Source organism: Streptomyces sp. NPDC058691, assembly GCF_042714775.1.
Classification (GTDB): Bacteria; Actinomycetota; Actinomycetes; order Streptomycetales; family Streptomycetaceae; genus Actinacidiphila.
In genome coordinates this window covers 1-15,422 of sequence record NZ_JBHXSO010000102.1, presented here as the reverse complement: position 1 = coordinate 15,422, position 15,422 = coordinate 1, and the positions used below count along the sequence as shown (strand labels likewise).

The window sequence follows — 15,422 nt, the reverse complement described above, 5'->3', positions numbered from 1 at the left end:
TCTACCCCCCCCCTCATTCGCGGGTGTTTTCAGCCCCCCCCGCCCGCGGGGGGGCGGGCGGGGGGCGGGCGCGGGCGGGGCCTGCCTCCGGGGGGGGGGGGGGGGGGGCGGCGCCCCCCCCCCCCCCCGACGCGTCATCAGGAAGCGGGCTGCTCCACCTTCGTGGCCGGGTCGCCGTCCACCGCGGCCGCGAGCTGCGGGACGAGGCGGTCGAGGACGTAGGGGATGCTGAGCACGGTCGAGAGGGAGACGGCGTTTCCGAAGTCGCTCGACTCGTCGACGAAGACCTCGCGGCCCTCCTTGACGACCTTGAGGTCGGCGTAGAGCTTGTCCTGGTGCAGCTTGGTGACGGCCGTGCCGGTGTCGGGCAGGATCCAGACGGCGACGCTCTGGTCGAGCAGGTCGGTGCGCTCCTTGCTGATGTTCGCGCCGAACCGGTTGCCGATCGCCTTGTCCAGGCCGGTGGGGAGCTTCAGACCGAGGTCGGCCAGCAGCCGGGAGCGGGCGTCCTGGCTGCCGTAGACGAAGGTGCCCTCGTACGGGGTCGCCATCACCGCGGTGGCCTTGGCGAAGGCGGGGTTGGCCTTCGCGGCCGCGGCGAACTCCGCCTCGACGCCGTCGACGAGCTTCTTGGCCTCGTCGGGCTTGCCGAGCGCCTTGCCGATGGTCTCGGTCTGCTGCTGCCACGGAATGCCCCAGTCGTTGTACTCCTTGGGCTGGGCCACGACCGGGGCGAACTTCGACAGCGTGTCGTACTGGGCCTTGCTCAGCCCCGAGTACAGCGCGAGGATCAGGTCGGGCTTCAGGGCGGCGACCTTCTCGACCTGCGGCCCGGTGCCGGTGTCCTTCAGGACTGTCGGCACGGCGGCGGAGCCGAGATTGTCCTGGGCCCAGGGGCCGATGGCGCCCTTGTAGCCGCCGACCCACTCGGTGGTGCCGACGGGCACGGTGCCGAGCGCGAGGACGGCGTCCTGGTCGGTGAGGCCCACGGTGACCACGCGCTTGGGCTCGGCCTTGATCGTGGTGCTGCCGAACTTGTGGGCGATGGTGACGGGGAAGGCGGTGCTCTCCGACGCCTTGGCGGAGCCGGAGGGGCCCGACTTCGAGGAATCGGAGGCCGAGTCGGAGGAGCCGCAGGCGGCTACCGCGCCGACGAGCATCAGCACGGAGGCGAGCAGTCCGGCGATCCGGGTGGCTCTGGTGGCGCGGGGCATCACGTGATCCTTCTGTTCGTTCCGGTTCTGGACGGGATGGGTCTGTCACGGGTCGGTGGAAGCCCGCGGCCGGTCACGGCCGGGCGCTGCTGCGGTTCTCCGCCCACGCCCGCCACAGGGCGGCGTACGGCCCCCCGGCGGCGAGCAGTTCGTCATGGGTGCCGCTCTCGGCGATGCGGCCGTCCTCCATCACCACGACCCGGTCGGCCGAGGCGGCCTGGCTGAGCCGGTGCGCGACGACCAGGGCGGTGCGCCCCTCCAGGGCGCGTTCGGCGGCCTCCTCCAGCCGTCCGGCGCCGGCGCTGCCGGCCTCCGCGGTGGCCTCGTCGAGGACGGCCACCGGCGGGTCGGCCAGTACCAGCCGGGCGAGGGCGAGTTGCTGGGAGCGGTCCGCGGTCAGCCGGTGACCACCCTCGCCGACGACCGTGTCGAGCCCCTCGGGGAGCGCCTCGGCCCAGCCGAGCGCGCCGACCCGTTCCAGGGCCTCGCGCAGTTCCTCGTCGGTGGCGTCCGGCCGTGCCAGCCGCAGGTCCTCGGTGAGCGGGCCAGCGAAGACGTGCACCTCCTGCGTGACCAGGGCCACCGTGCGCCCGGTCTCCGCGGGTTCTCTGCCACCGACGTCGATCCGGCCGGACGACGGCCGGTGGATGCCGACGACGATCTTGGCGAGTGTGGTCTTGCCCGCGCCGCTGGCACCGACGAGGGCGACCTTCTCCTTGGGCCGCAGGACCAGGTCCACGTCGCTCAGCACCGGCCGGCCCGGGACGTAGGCGTGGCCGACGCCCTCCACCGTGACGGTGGGGACGCCTCCGAAGTCCGCGGGATCCGCGGGCGGTTCCGGCTCCGCGACCGCGGCCACCGGCTCGTCGACCACGCCGACCAGCCGGGCGAGGCCCGCACCGGCCGACTGGGCGTCGTCCAGCAGCACCAGGGCGGTGTTCACCGGACCGAAGAGACTGTGGAAGTACAGCGCCGCCGCCGTCGCCGTGCCGATCGACACGGAACCGGCGCGCACCAGCAGGAATCCGGTCACGAGCACGGCGGCGAGTCCGGTGTACTCGGCCACGTGCAGCCGGCTGTAGAAGCGCAGCACCAGCTGGACCCCGCGCAGCGTCAGATCGACGGCCGCGTTGGACCGTTCGGTGACATGTGCGGTGTGCCCGGCCTCGGCCCGGTAGGCGCGCACGGTGGCCGCGCCGCCGATCGTGTCGAGCAACTGCTGCTGCTGGGCGCCGGTGGCGATGCGCTCCTTGGCGTACAGCGGGCCGGCGCTGCGGACGTACCAGCGCGCGGTGTGCGCCTGTACGGGCACCGCGAGCAGCGCCGCCAGCAGGAACCGCCAGTCCAGCACCGCCAGCGCCGCCAGCGTCAGCACGATCGACAGGCCGGAGCGGACCAGTTCGGGCAGCGCGGTGCGGATCGCCTCGGCCACCCGCGACACGTCGCGCGTGACACGGGCGTTGAGGTCGCCGGAGCCGGCCCGCTCCAGGCGGTCCAGCGGCAGCGAAAGGGCGCGTTCCACGAAGCGTTCCCGCAGCTCGGCCAGGGCGGTCTCGCCGAGCCGCGACACCAGCGACATGCCGAGGGCGGTGGCCACGCCCTGGGCCACCGCGACGAGCACGAGCAGGACCACCGGCAGCGTCAGCGAGCCCGCCGGGCTCCGGTCCGTGACCAGGTCGACGATGTGCCCCAGCAGAGGCTGCGTCAGCAGCCCCACCGCCGTGGCCGCCACCATCACCGCGGCCCCGCACACGGCCAGTGCCCGGTGCGGGCGCAGCAGTTCGCGCACCGCCGCCCGGGTTCTGGCGGGCGTCGCCGTGGGCAGCAGTTCGCGTTCCGGCGATCCCGTCGCCGTCGTGGGTGCCGTCGTCATGCCAGTACCGCCGTCCGGTAGGTCGCGTCGTCGTGCACGAGATCGCCGTGTACGCCGTCGGCGGTCACCCGGCCCCCGTCGAGCAGCACGACGCGGTCGGTGACGGACAGCAGGGCGGGGCTGTTGGTGACCACGAGGGTCGTGCGTCCGCGGCGGTGCTCGCGCAGCCCGGCGGCGATGCGGGCCTCGGTGACGGCGTCGACGGCCGTGGTGGGGTCGTGCACGACGAGCACCGCCCGCTCCGTGGCGAGGGCGCGGGCGAGGACGACGCGCTGGCGCTGGCCGCCGGAGAGTGAACGGCCGCCCTCGGTGATCTCGGTGGCGGTGCCCAGCGGGAGGGCCCGGGCGACCTCGTCGGCGCAGGCGGCGGCCAGCGCGCGGTCGGTGTGGTGCCCGGTGCCGCCCAGGTTGTCGTCGAGGGTGCCCTCGAAGAGGTCCGCGTCGTGGGCCGCGACGAGGACCACCGTGCGCAGCCGGGCCGGGTCGAGGTCCGGCAGGGGCACGCCGTCCAGTTCGACGACGCCGGTTTCGGGGTCCGCGGTGCGGCCCAGGCAGTCGAGCAGTGCCTGGGCGGCGGCGGGGTCGGTGCTGGCGACGCCCAGCAGTTCGCCGGGGCTGACGTCGAGGTCGGCCTCGCGGAGCGCGCCGAGGCTGACGCCGCGCAGCCGCAGTCCGCCGCGCACGGGGTCGGGCAGGACGGCCGCGCCGGCCCGCACACCGGGCTCGGCGGCGAGCACGGCCGCGATGCGCGCCGCGGACGCCCGGCCCTGGGCGAACTCGGCGTTGGCCCAGGCGAACACCTCCAGCGGCCCGATCAGGAAGAGCGCCAGCCCGACCGCGGAGACGAGCTGGCCCAAAGTGATGTCGCCGGCCAGGGCGAGCCGTCCGCCGATCAGCGCGACCACGGCGATGAAGACGCCGGTGAGGGTGAGCACCACCCCGCTCTGCCACGCCTCCGCGCGCGCCGCCCGCACCGTGGCGCCCAGCGAGGCGCGGCTGGTGCGCCGGTACCGTTCGACGGCGGCGGCCTGGGCGCCGATGCCCTTGAGCACCCGCAGTCCCGTCACCAGGTCCGCGGCGACTCCGGAGGCGTGCGCGGCCTGTTCCTGCTCGGCCTCGCTGCGCCGCTCCAGCGGCTTGCTGAGCAGATGCCCGAGCCAGAGCAGCACCGGTGTGCCGAGGAGGACGACCAGGCCGAGCGGGAGGGAGATCCGCAGCAGGGCCACGGCGCTCACCAGGAGTCCGGTGAGCGCCGAAATGCCGGTCATCACGGCCATGTTGACGGCGCCGACGCGCTTGGCGTCCTCGGTCGCGATGTTCGCGAGCTCGCCGGGCAGTCGGCCCCGCTCCGCGCCGCCGCCGGGGTCCAGGACCCGCCGCACGAGGGCGATCCGGAGCTCGTGCGCGGCCTGTTCGGCGGCGCGTTCCCCGGCACGGGCGCCGAAGCGGAAGCTGAAGGAGAGTCCGACGTACACCACGGCCAGCACCGCGAGCCAGAGCAGCAGCGCGCCTGCGTCGCCCCCGGCGACGGCCCGGTCGATGACGAGGCCGATCAGGACGGGGACAAGTGCCTCCCCGAACTGGTGCCCGGCCCCGAGCACCGCGCCGGTGGCGACGTCCCGCCCGCGGCTCCTGACCGTCCGCAGCAGGACATCGCGCCCCGGCGGCACCTTCGTTCGCACTCCGCGCACCCCTCCGGAAAACCTGACCGGCCCTCGACCGGCCACCCACCCATCAACTTAGGTAAGGCTAGTCTAACTAGGAGGGTCCGGGTCAAGGCGGCAGGGGTCTTGAGCTTCCGCGCGGTGCCGGGACGAGCGCTGGGCCGTTACGGAACCCGCGCGGTCCACTCCGGCGTTCCGAACTTCGTCGCGGCGAGTTCCTCGGCACGCGCGAGTTCCTCCGCGGTGACCTGACCGGTGGTGAGGCCGTAGCGGGCGCGGAAGGAGTCGACCATCCGGTCGATGACGGTCTGCCGGGGAAGGCCGGTCTGCCGCCGCAGCGGGTCGACGCGCTTCTTCGCGCTGCCGGTGCCCTTGTCGGAGAGCTTCTCGCGGCCGATGCGCAGCACTTCGAGCATCTTGTCGGCGTCGATGTCGTAGGACATCGTCACGTGGTGCAGCACCGCGCCGGCGCCGCCGTCCGGTCCCACCACGCGCTTCTGCGCGGCACCGGCGATCTTGCCGGCGTCCGTGGCGATGTCGTTCAGCGGCTGGTACCACGCCTTGATGCCCATGTCGCCCAGCGCCTCCAGCACCCAGTCGTCCAGATAGGCGTAGGAGTCGGCGAAGGACAGCCCCGACACCAGCGACGCGGGCACCGACAGGGAGTACGTGATGGTGTTGCCGGGCTCCACGAACATGGCGCCGCCGCCGGAGATGCGCCGTACGACGGTGATGCCGTGGCGCTCCGCGCCCTGCGGGTCGACCTCGTTGCGCAGCGACTGGAAGCTGCCGATGATGACCGCCGGGGCTCCCCACTCCCACACGCGCAGGGTCGGCGGACGCCGGCCGGCGGCGACCTCCGCGGTGATGACCTCGTCCAGCGCCATGTGGAGCTCAGGCGACTGCGGGGCCTCCCGGATCAGCTGCCAGTCGTAGTCGGTCCAGTCCGTCGCCTGCGCGACCGCCCGGCGCACCGCGACGGCGATGCCCTCGGCCGTGAGCCCGTACATCACGGTGCCCTCGGGGAGCGCGGCCTCGACGCGCGCCGCGATCCCGGCGGCGTCGGTGCCCACGGGCGTCCCCTCCAGGGCCCGGTCGATGGCCAGGATCGCCTCGTCGGGCTCCAGGAAGAAGTCCCCCGCGACCCGGACGTTCCTCAGGACCCCGTCGTGCTCGTCGAGGTCGACCACCACCAGCTTGCCACCGGGCACCTTGTACTCGCCGTGCATGACGTTCCGCCTTGATCGTCCGTAGTCCGCTGTCACGGTACCGCCGAAGCGGCCCGCCCTCCTGCTGACCGGGAACGCTTCCGGCTCCGGACCGATTCCTGCCCCACCCGGTGCGGGTGGGGCACGGCGGCCGTGGAGGGGCTGCCGGTCGCGGCGAAGCGGACCCAGGCGGCACGCATGGGGTCCGCGAGCGACCGGAAGGTAACGCACCGGTGCGGCGTCTTCTGCTCCGGCTCGATCGCCATGGGAACCCTCCGTTGGAGGCCATACCTCCAGTGGAAGCCAGGCTTCCCTTAGGGGCAAGGTGTACAGTCATTACCATGGCTCGAGAAGAAGGACCGGCGATCAGCGCCCCACCGCGGCCGATGGACATCCTCGACGCGCTCTGCCCGAGCCGTGACGTGTTCGTGGACCTGGCGGACAAGTGGGTTCTGCTCATGCTGGTGAGCCTCCGGGAAGGCGGCGATCAGCGCTATTCCGAGCTGCAGCGTTCCCTGGGCGGCATCAGTCGCAAGATGCTGTCCCAGACCCTGCGGACCATGGAGCGTGACGGCCTCGTCCTGCGGAGCGTCAACCCCGACGCGTCTCCGCCGCTGGTCATGTACGGGCTGACCGAGCTCGGCAGTGAGATCGCCGAGGAGACGCGGGCCCTGTGCAAGTGGACCGAGAAGCGGGCCACGACCGTGAACGAGGCGCGCGCCGCCTACGACCTTCGCCACGCGGTCGCCCAAGAAGCGTGATCCCGCGGCGGACATCTCGTCCGCCCGGTGAAGACCCGACGATCCCGTACCGGACGCTCGCGTGACTCGGCCTCTTCCCCCCGGTCGTGATCGTCCCGCGAGCCGTGCCACCCGCGCTGGTGACGGAGAACTTCGTCGTCACGATTCCGTCCCCACCGCCCCGACGAACCGGCCCCGACCGCGGTGTCGGACTCGTTGACGATCTCCGACGTGACTCGAACGCCGTCTCGGTGCGCCTACGGGGCTGCCCTCACCCCGTGTCGTTCCGGCTCAGGCTGCTGGTCGCCGCCGGATAGGTGGTCTCGTACAGGAGTTGGTCGCCGGAGGGCGTGAGGCGGATGTCGACCGTGATGCAGTTCGAGTTCTCGGCCATCACTTCGCGCACCAGGATGCCGTCGACGGTCTTGTCCGCTGAGCGGGGCTCCTCGACGGGGCCGGCGCGGGGACGCTCCCGGCTCCGTCGTTCGCCGCGCGGGTAGCCGTGGGACTCCCGGTGACGCTTCCCGTCGCGGGGGCGCTTCGAGACGGTCCGGAGGAGTGCGACGCACCCGACTCACCGCCCAAGCCCCCCGCCCTGGGCCATACGGCAATCAGCACGATGCAGGCGATGGTGGCCGCGGTGACGAGCAGCCCCGTCCAGCGTCTGTTCTTCGCCGGCGGACCACCGATCGGCAGGCCCGCCGTCGCGGCCCACGGTGGTACGGGCGCCGCGGGATGCGGCCACGCCGAACCCCGGTGTTGGGACGTCGGCTGGGCGTATGGATACGGATGACCCGGTGCGGCCGGTCCGCGCGGTCCGTCGGTGGTCCCGGGGGCGTCGCACGCTGTGGAGGTGCCCCGTCGAGCTGGGTGCCCGGCGGCGACCCGAGATCGAGGAGCCGGGATGTGCGCTTCCCGATCTGCACGATCAACTCGGGCGGCAGCCAAGCGCCCAGGTGCCGTCCTGCCGTCTCCTTCGCCGCCGCGGAAGCGATGACCCCCGGCGAAGGACGCACGGCCGGATCCTTGCTCATGCACCTGCGGATCAACTCGGCCAGACCCTCGGGCACGCCCGTCAGATCGGGGTCGTCCTGGACGACTTTCAGCATGAGCGCGTAGCTGCCGACGGACGAGTCCCCGAAAGGCGCCCGGCCGGTGGCGGCGAAGGCGAGGACGGAGCCGAGGCTGAACACGTCGCTCGACGAGGCTGCATGGAGTCCTCGCACCTGCTCGGGGGACATGAAGCCCGGAGAGCCGATGACCGCCCCCGTGCGCGTGACGACGCTGGCGTCGACCACGCGAGCCACCCCGAAATCGATGACGCGGGGCCCGTCCAACGTGAGCATGACGTTGGAGGGTTTGAGGTCCCGGTGCACGAGTCCGTTGTCATGGATGTTCTGAAGTGCCGCCGCCAGTCCGGCGGCCAGCCACCAGACCGATGCGGCGGGCAGCGGCTCGCCGGACACGCCGGCCGCCTCCTCGAGGCTGAGTCCGGGCACGTACCCGGTGGCCAGCCAGGGAGCGGAGCCGTCGGTGTCGAAGTCGAGGACGGGCGCGGTGAACGCGCCGTCCACACGCTGTGCCGCTCGCACCTCCGCCCGGAAACGCCGCCTGAACTCGGGATCGTGCGCCAGCCGCGAATGGATCACCTTCACCGCCGCCGTCCGGCCCGCGGGCGACCGCCCCAGGTAGACCGTGCCCATACCTCCCGCGCCCAGCCGGGCCAGGAGCCGGTAGTGCCCGATCCACGAGGGGTCCTCGGGCGTGAGTGCTTCCACGGCGAAGTCCCCCGCATTCGCTACGTGGTGCCGGCGGCGTGCGCTCCGAAGAGCCACACCCATACGGTGCGTCATCATGCTGGCGACCGCTTGGGACAGGCGTGCCGTCCTTGCGCGCACGCTTCAGACCCGCGCCACCGCCTCGGCGGGACTCGGGCACTGGTCGAGCCAGCCGCGCTCCGCCGCCAGGAGGGCGATCTGGAAGCGGGTCCGGGCGCCGAGGGCGGTGCCGGCCTCACTGACGTGCTTCTGGACGGTGCGGCGGCTGACGCCGAGCACGCGGGCGATGGCGTCGTCCTTCATCCCGGTGGCCATGAGGTGCAGGATCTCGCGGGTGCGCTCGTCGATGTCCGCCTCACGCGCCTGACGCGGGACGGGCCAGTCCTGGCGGCTCTCCAGCGACATGGGCACCGCCCGCTCCCACAGTCCCTCGAACAGCGCCACGAGCACGGCGACCATGGCCGGGGCGTGGACCACCAGCGACCCGGCCGAGGGGTGGTCGCTGTCGACCGGCAGCAGGGCGGTGGTGCGGTCGAAGACGGCCAGTTTGACGGGGAGGCGGGAGCTGAGCCGCAGCTCTCCGCCGCCCGCCGTGCCCCGCAACGCGGTCTCCAGGGACATCTCGTCGGTGAAGCCCTCGGTCTCGTAGACGGAGCGCAGCCGCACGCCGTCGTGGACCGCGGTCTCCCCCGCCGGCCGTTCCCGCCCGTCCCCGTAGGCGGTCTCCGTGCCCGTCACGTACGGCGGCTTCGCCAGGTGCAGCACCTCGTGGCGGCTGGCCTTGAGGAGATGGGCGTAGCGCGCGGCGACCTCCTCGGCGTGCTCCAGGACCTCCACGAGGTGCGGGGCGTGCGGGCCCGAGACGGAACGGTAGACCTCGTGGAGCTGCTCCATGTACAGCTCCGCCTGGGCGAGTTCGCTGCGCCTGCGGGCGAGCAGTGACCCCAGGGACGAGCGCGGCGGACCGGCCCGCCAGCGCGTCGGGCGGCCGGCGACGCGGAGGACGAGCAGTTCGTCCTCCAGCGTCCGCAACGCCCGTACGGCCTCCTCGGCCGGTACGCCTGCGGCCGCCGCCACCGCGTCGGCGTCGGCCGCGGGGTGGCCCACCAGGAACTCCAGGACCCGTCCGCTGAGCGGGTCGAGCCCGGTGCCGGTCCACGGGCCGCCGGAGGTGACATCCATCTGGCCTGCCCATCTGTCGATCGGGAAACGCCAGTTGATCGTACGCCCCACCGGTCGCCCGCCCGTCGCCCGCGGGCCGCCCACCGGTTACCCGCGGGTCGGCGCGGCGCGTATGTGCGCAACTGCGCGAACCCGCGTCCGCCGGAGCTTGTCCGTGCTGACGGAGCACCGTCAAGGTGATCTCCGCCCCGCCAGTCCCGACGACGCAGCTGGCCCTGCACACACCCAGAAGGGCGTTGCATGTCCTCACGCTTCAGACGCACCCGGTTGACGACGCTCGCCGCTCTCCTCCTCACCCTCACCGCGACCCCGCTCGCCCACGCCGCACCCGACGCCCCGGCGCCGCCGCGGGGTGCCGCCCCGGCCGCGCACTCCCTCACCCTCGCCGACGGCTCGGTGGTGCACTGGTCCGACGACGGGACGGGGACCCTGACCCGTAAGGACGGCACCACCCGGGCGTTCCCGGTGCCGCAGCCGCAGGGCCGCACCGGGCTCGGCGAGCGGCTCTCCCCGTCCGCCGCGGTCCTCCAACGCCGTGCGGACGCGGCCGCGTTGACGCCCTACACCCTGGGGGCCGCCTCCGGCGGTGCCCGCTCGGCGGTCCGGCCGCAGACCATGAACTCCGGTGCCGTCACGCTCCCGGACTCCGTCCGCGAGTCGATCGACGGTCTCGGCTCCCGCCGCGGCGCCCGCGCCGCGGCCCCGGCGGCCTCCGGCGGCCTGCCCGCCAACGAGGGCCTGACGACGTCCTTCCAGTCCTACCTCAACTCCGGTGGCGTGAACGCCGTCGGGGCCTTCCAGGACTCCGCGGACCTCCTCCACGCGCTCCCCGGCGCGGGCCAGATCGTCACCAACGTCTCGCTGGGCGATCTGACCGACCAGTCCATGGCGGACGCGGGCGACGACTATGTACGCGGCTACGGACCCACGACCGTCGTCAAGGACGGCCAGCGCTACCTGGACTACCCCTCGCTGCCGCTCATCCCGACCTACACCAGCGACAAGGCGGGCCGGCTCGACCCGACCGGGTCCATCGAGGGCCAGGACCCCAACCTCGGCGAAGTGCTGCTCGACTTCTCGATGATGGCGCCGCTGCCCCACGACCGGCAGCGCCCGGAGGCGACCGGGAGCGGGGCCACCGACCTGCTGGGCATCGCCCCCCGGGGCGCAGTACCGGCTCGTCGTGCCCGAGGAGCCCTCCGCCGAGGGCATCGCGACGGCCCTGCGCGCCGCCGCCACGCAGAAGCCGCGCCCGAATGTGATCACCGCCAGCCTCGGCTTCGGCACCGACGGGTCGATCGGCTTCCCGTCGCGGTGGCTGGAGGACGACCCGGCGATCCGGGACACGCTGCGTTCCATCGTGGACTCGGGCATCGTGGTGGTCGTCTCCTCCAACGACGGCACACGGCTCGGCCTGCCGGTGTCCGTCGGCCCGGACGGCGGCAGCACGCCGACCGACCTCACGTCGAGCACGCACGCGCAGACGAGCATCGACGACGTCGCCCCGACCACGACCCCGTCGCTGGTGCGTGACACCGGGGTGATCGGCGCGGGCGGCACCACCGTCGACGACACCCTCAGCTCGGACGACGTCCGCACCGCCGTCTACCCGACGACCCGCTACAACGGTTCGGCCGGCTACTCGTCGGGCTTCGGCACTCGGATCGACCTGGCCGCGCCCGGCGACAACCTGCCCTCGCTGTTCCACACTTCGGACGGCCCGCAGGTGGTGCTCAACGGCGGCACCTCCGCGTCGGCACCGATGATCGCCGCCGCGGCGGCCGACGTCCTGGCGGCGGCGAAGGCCACCGGGCAGACGCTCACCCCGCGCAAGGTGCGCGACCTGCTGGTCGCCACCGGGCGGCCGATCGCCCAGCCCCCGCAGGCGGACCGGGAACTGCACATGGGCACGCAGCTGGACGTGACGGCCGCCGTGGAGAAGGTGCTCGCCAAGCGCCACGACCTCGCCCCGTCGGCGGTGCGCCTGTCCGTCGCGCAGCGCCAGGTCATGTCGGTCACGCCCAGTACCTCGTTCGTCGAGGCCACCGACCCGTCCGCCATCGATCTGGCCGGGCCGGCCGGCGGCTGGGACGGCGTGCCGACCGGCGAGAACGCGTTCGCCCCGCTCACCTTCGGGCTCGATCTCACCGGCGCACACAAGGATCTGACGTACCGTCTGCGCGTGGGCGAGCACGGCGTGATCCCCTCCTCGGGGCCGAGCCTGCGGGTCCTGCCGGGTGAGCTGCTGGGGGCGGCGGGCCTGCCGCTCGTCTCGTCCGAGGCGCGCAGTCTCCAGGTGACGTTCGAGGCGCTCGACGGCGGAAAGGTCGTCGCCTCGGCCTCCCGCAAGCTCACCCTGAGCGCGACCGACGGCACCCACCTGCAGCCGCAGGCGCCGACCGCACCCGGCGCGACCCCGCTCGGGAAGCCGGTCACCGTGCACTACGACCTCACGGGTCTGCGCGACACCACGGACCCGGAGCTGGTGCTCTCTTCGGTCGGGCACTGGACGCCGTTCACCACCAGCGACAAGTGGCGTGCCCAGTGGCGCACCCCGCTCACCGGCACGAAGGGCTCGGTCACGATCCCGGCCTCCGCCTTCGCGGCGGGCGGCGCGGGTCTGTACGGCGTCGGTGTCACGCTCTACGACGGCCAGGTCTTCGGTGACTTCCGGGCGCTGCGCATCGGCCCCGGAGCCGACCAGCGTCCGGAAGCACCCCTGCTGAGCCACGGGACCACGGAGAAGGCGCACTCGGTCGAACTGACCCGCTCCGACGCAAAGCTGACGGTGAACTGGGACGCCACCGCTGCCGAGCACGCCGACGGCGCGGCGATCGAGTTCCTGACCCCGGCGCCGACCCTGTACGGCGCGCTCAACACCGCCACGAACCAGAACGGCAGCGGCCGGGACGACAACGGCGTCGACCACGCGTCCACGCTGTTCCGCCCCCTGCCCTCGGTGAAGGGCAAGACGGTGCTGGACCTGAAGGCGCTCGGCCTGCCGACCGGACTCCAGTACCCGGTCCGGATCATCGCCACCCACGGCGGCAAGCCCGTCGGGCAGGCCTCACCCACCTCGTTCGTCCAGTACCTCGACGGCGAGACGATCTCGGGCACCCTGGAGAACTTCGAGGTCAGCGGGGACACCGCGCTGCTGTCCACGGACGACTTCGCGGACGGGGACGACGGCTGGATCCACCTGCGCGGCTCGGCGACGACCGCGTACTCCCTGGCCGACGGCAAGCTCGGGACCGTCGTGGCGCACGACACCGGCAACGGCATGATGTCCGAGGTCGTGGGGGCCGACCGCGCGACGGGCCACACGCTGATCGCCCACCAGCCCTTCGACGGCGGCACGTTCCCGGAGGTCGCCCTGCGGGACACCGCCACCGGTGCCGAGGTGCGGACGACCGCGCTGGACCCGGAGGGCGACTCCACGTCGGTCTCCTTCATGGGCGGGGCCGTCGACACGGTCCGGCACCGGGCGGCCGTGGTGACGTACGACGGGGTGTCCGGGGTCGACAGCCTCTGGACGGTCGACATGGCCACCGGCCGCGTCTCCGACCCGCTGCCGCTCAACGCCTCCCAGCCGGGGCGGGCGTTGGGCAACGTCTCGGTGGACTCCTCGACGGGCATCTTCTTCGTGGCCACCTCCGGGACCATGGGGCCGTGCCTGTCCGGGCGCGTCCCGTACTACGCGGTCTCGGTCGACCTCACCGCGCGTACCGTGTCGCCGCCGGCCACGATGCCCGCCTGCGTCGCCGGTCTGCTGCCGGACGGCAAGGGCGACAAGGTGTACGTGGCCGCCGGGCCCGTCACGCCCAACTACACCAGTGGCGAGTTCCCGACCAGCACCTGGCGCTCCGCCTCCCAGGCCACCCTGGCCACTTCCACCCCCGCGGACCTCGGGACGAGGGGCGTCATGTGGCCGGCCCTCGACGCCGAGCACGGGGTCGCGCTCGTCGCGCACCTCTACGAGGAGGCCACCACGGACGACAACAACGCGCTGAGCGAGATCACCGTCCTCGACCCGGACACCGGTAAGGTCCTCGCCCGGCACCCCGTCGCCAATCTCGTCAGCTCCACCATCTCCACGTCCAACTTCGACTTCACCGGCCGCCGGGGCCTGTTCCTCGACCCCGCCCACCGCACCGCGTACCTGGTGAACCCGTGGGCGAACGGCCTGGAGCGCTTCTCCTACTAGACCGGCCTCATTGGGGCGAACGCGGTCCGCCGAAGGGCGGGCCGGTGGCCACACGGCTGCCGGCCCGCCCTTCGGCGTTCCACGCCGCCCAACCACCCGCGCGATTCGCGCCGTTCGAGTGGTTGACGTGGACCCGTCACCCTGTCATGGTCTAGACCTGATGGGCGTCGTCTCCGGACCCTGATCCGGGCGCGGCGCCCTCCTGCACAGCTCCCTCCCCCACCGCCACGGCCGCGCGCCGTGTAAGGAGCGATGCCCTGATGTCCTTGTCCACCAGACTCGCCAGACGCTTCTCCCTCCGACGGGCGGCCGCGGGACGTTCCCTGGTCACGGTCGTTCTCACCGCGATCGTCGCCGCGCTCTTCGTCGCCGCGCCGCCCGCCCACGCGGCCGACGGCCAGATCTCCGGACTGGCCGGCAAGTGCGTCGACGTGGCCGCCGCGAGCAGTGCCAACGGCACCGCGGTGCAGCTCTACGACTGCAACGGGACCAACGCGCAACGCTGGTCGAACTCCGGCGACGGCACACTGCGGGCCCTCGGGAAGTGCCTGGACGTCGTGGACCGCAGCACCGCCGACGGCGCGGCGGTCCAGTTGTGGGACTGCGCCGGCAGCGCCAACCAGCAGTGGGTGGTCACCGCGGCCCGCGACATCGTCAACCCGGCGGCCAACAAGTGCCTGGACGTCCGCGAGAACAACTCCGCCAACGGCACGCGCCTGCAGATCTGGACCTGCACCGGCGGGGCCAACCAGAAGTGGAACGCCCCGGCGAGCGGCGGTGGCGGCAACCCGGGCAACCCGTCCGGATTCGTCGTCAGCGAGGCGCAGTTCAACCAGATGTTCCCGGGCCGGAACGGCTTCTACACCTACGGCGGCCTGGTCGCGGCGCTGTCGGCCTACCCCGGCTTCGCCAACAGCGGCAGTGACACCGTGAAGAAGCAGGAGGCCGCGGCCTTCCTCGCCAACGTCAACCACGAGACCGGCGGCCTGGTCTACGTGGTGGAGCAGAACACCGCCAACTACTCGCACTACTGCGACTGGGGCCAGCCCTACGGCTGCCCGGCCGGCCAGTCCGCGTACTACGGCCGCGGCCCGATCCAGCTCAGCTGGAACTTCAACTACAAGGCCGCCGGTGACGCCCTCGGCATCGACCTGCTGGGCAACCCCTGGCGTGTCGAGCAGGACTCGGCCGTCGCCTGGAAGACCGGCCTGTGGTACTGGAACACCCAGAACGGCCCCGGTTCGATGACGCCGCACAACGCGATGGTGAACCAGGCCGGCTTCGGCCAGACGATCCGCTCCATCAACGGCTCACTGGAGTGCGACGGCCGCAACCCGGCGCAGGTGCAGAGCCGGGTGAGCGCGTACCAGCGGTTCACGGGGATCCTCGGGGTCAGCCCGGGCAGCAACCTCTACTGCTGAGCGACACAACACCCTTCCGTCCGTGGGGGGCCCCGGTACCCCGGGCCGCCCCCCGGCCGGGCCCAGGCCGGCGGACCACGTGGGGGGGCGGGCCCGCGCCGGGCCCCGGCCGGGGGGGGTTGGGGGGGTGGGGTATTA

Annotated in this window: 10 protein-coding genes; 3 read left to right on the top strand and 7 right to left on the bottom strand. The window is 72.9% G+C overall.

Features of this window, described 5'->3' with window-relative positions; all coding sequences use genetic code 11:
- Positions 1-137: 137 nt before the first annotated feature.
- The 4 genes from ACFWVC_RS37180 to ACFWVC_RS37165 all read right to left on the bottom strand — a co-directional run bounded on the left by ACFWVC_RS37180 (position 138) and on the right by ACFWVC_RS37165 (position 5,980).
- Complete coding sequence (locus tag ACFWVC_RS37180; protein WP_384298384.1) at positions 138-1,214, bottom strand: ABC transporter substrate-binding protein; 1,077 nt, start codon at positions 1,212-1,214, stop codon at positions 138-140.
- A 73-nt stretch (positions 1,215-1,287) separates the two neighbouring features.
- Positions 1,288-3,087 (bottom strand): ABC transporter ATP-binding protein, encoded by a 1,800-nt coding sequence (locus ACFWVC_RS37175; protein ID WP_384298381.1) that lies wholly within the window; start codon positions 3,085-3,087, stop codon positions 1,288-1,290.
- The gene (locus ACFWVC_RS37170) at positions 3,084-4,769 is read right to left on the bottom strand and encodes an ABC transporter ATP-binding protein (protein ID WP_384298378.1); all 1,686 of its coding nucleotides are present in this window, start codon (positions 4,767-4,769) and stop codon (positions 3,084-3,086) included. The genes ACFWVC_RS37175 and ACFWVC_RS37170 overlap by 4 nt, the downstream gene beginning before the upstream one ends.
- Positions 4,770-4,915: 146 nt before the next feature.
- Complete coding sequence (locus ACFWVC_RS37165; RefSeq protein WP_384298375.1) at positions 4,916-5,980, bottom strand: biotin/lipoate A/B protein ligase family protein; 1,065 nt, start codon at positions 5,978-5,980, stop codon at positions 4,916-4,918.
- Between the two features lie 320 nt (positions 5,981-6,300).
- Here ACFWVC_RS37165 and ACFWVC_RS37160 point away from each other — a divergent pair, with 320 nt between their 5' ends.
- Positions 6,301-6,720: a winged helix-turn-helix transcriptional regulator gene (locus ACFWVC_RS37160; RefSeq protein ID WP_384298372.1), complete on the top strand. Its 420-nt coding sequence runs from the start codon at positions 6,301-6,303 to the stop codon at positions 6,718-6,720.
- A 250-nt stretch (positions 6,721-6,970) separates the two neighbouring features.
- On the opposite strand, the gene ACFWVC_RS37155 is transcribed toward ACFWVC_RS37160, so the two are convergent.
- From ACFWVC_RS37155 to ACFWVC_RS37145, 3 genes are all read right to left on the bottom strand, one after another.
- Positions 6,971-7,093, bottom strand: coding sequence for a hypothetical protein (locus ACFWVC_RS37155; protein ID WP_384298369.1), 123 nt, complete (start codon positions 7,091-7,093; stop codon positions 6,971-6,973).
- Positions 7,094-7,310: 217 nt separating this feature from the next.
- On the bottom strand, positions 7,311-8,477 hold the full coding sequence (locus tag ACFWVC_RS37150; protein WP_384298366.1) for a serine/threonine-protein kinase: 1,167 nt from the start codon (positions 8,475-8,477) through the stop codon (positions 7,311-7,313).
- Between the two features lie 123 nt (positions 8,478-8,600).
- Positions 8,601-9,659: a LuxR C-terminal-related transcriptional regulator gene (locus ACFWVC_RS37145; RefSeq protein WP_384298363.1), complete on the bottom strand. Its 1,059-nt coding sequence runs from the start codon at positions 9,657-9,659 to the stop codon at positions 8,601-8,603.
- Between the two features lie 1,258 nt (positions 9,660-10,917).
- On the opposite strand from ACFWVC_RS37145, the gene ACFWVC_RS37140 reads away from it, so the two are divergent.
- Both ACFWVC_RS37140 and ACFWVC_RS37135 read left to right on the top strand, forming a co-directional pair.
- The gene (locus tag ACFWVC_RS37140) at positions 10,918-13,863 is read left to right on the top strand and encodes a S8 family serine peptidase (protein WP_384298360.1); all 2,946 of its coding nucleotides are present in this window, start codon (positions 10,918-10,920) and stop codon (positions 13,861-13,863) included.
- Between the two features lie 260 nt (positions 13,864-14,123).
- A complete protein-coding gene (locus ACFWVC_RS37135; protein ID WP_384298357.1) occupies positions 14,124-15,284 on the top strand; it encodes a lectin in 1,161 nt (386 codons plus the stop codon).
- The last annotated feature ends 138 nt before the right edge of the window (positions 15,285-15,422 follow it).

Excerpts from the sequence above, each read along its gene's own strand:
- ACFWVC_RS37180 (WP_384298384.1), bottom strand. The coding sequence starts at position 1,214 with ATGCCCCGCGCCACCAGAGCCACCCGGATCGCCGGACTGCTCGCCTCC.
- ACFWVC_RS37175 (WP_384298381.1), bottom strand. The coding sequence starts at position 3,087 with ATGACGACGGCACCCACGACGGCGACGGGATCGCCGGAACGCGAACTG.
- ACFWVC_RS37165 (WP_384298375.1), bottom strand. The coding sequence starts at position 5,980 with ATGCACGGCGAGTACAAGGTGCCCGGTGGCAAGCTGGTGGTGGTCGAC.
- ACFWVC_RS37160 (WP_384298372.1), top strand. The coding sequence starts at position 6,301 with ATGGCTCGAGAAGAAGGACCGGCGATCAGCGCCCCACCGCGGCCGATG.
- ACFWVC_RS37155 (WP_384298369.1), bottom strand. The coding sequence starts at position 7,093 with ATGGCCGAGAACTCGAACTGCATCACGGTCGACATCCGCCTCACGCCC.
- ACFWVC_RS37145 (WP_384298363.1), bottom strand. The coding sequence starts at position 9,659 with ATGGATGTCACCTCCGGCGGCCCGTGGACCGGCACCGGGCTCGACCCG.
- ACFWVC_RS37135 (WP_384298357.1), top strand. The coding sequence starts at position 14,124 with ATGTCCTTGTCCACCAGACTCGCCAGACGCTTCTCCCTCCGACGGGCG.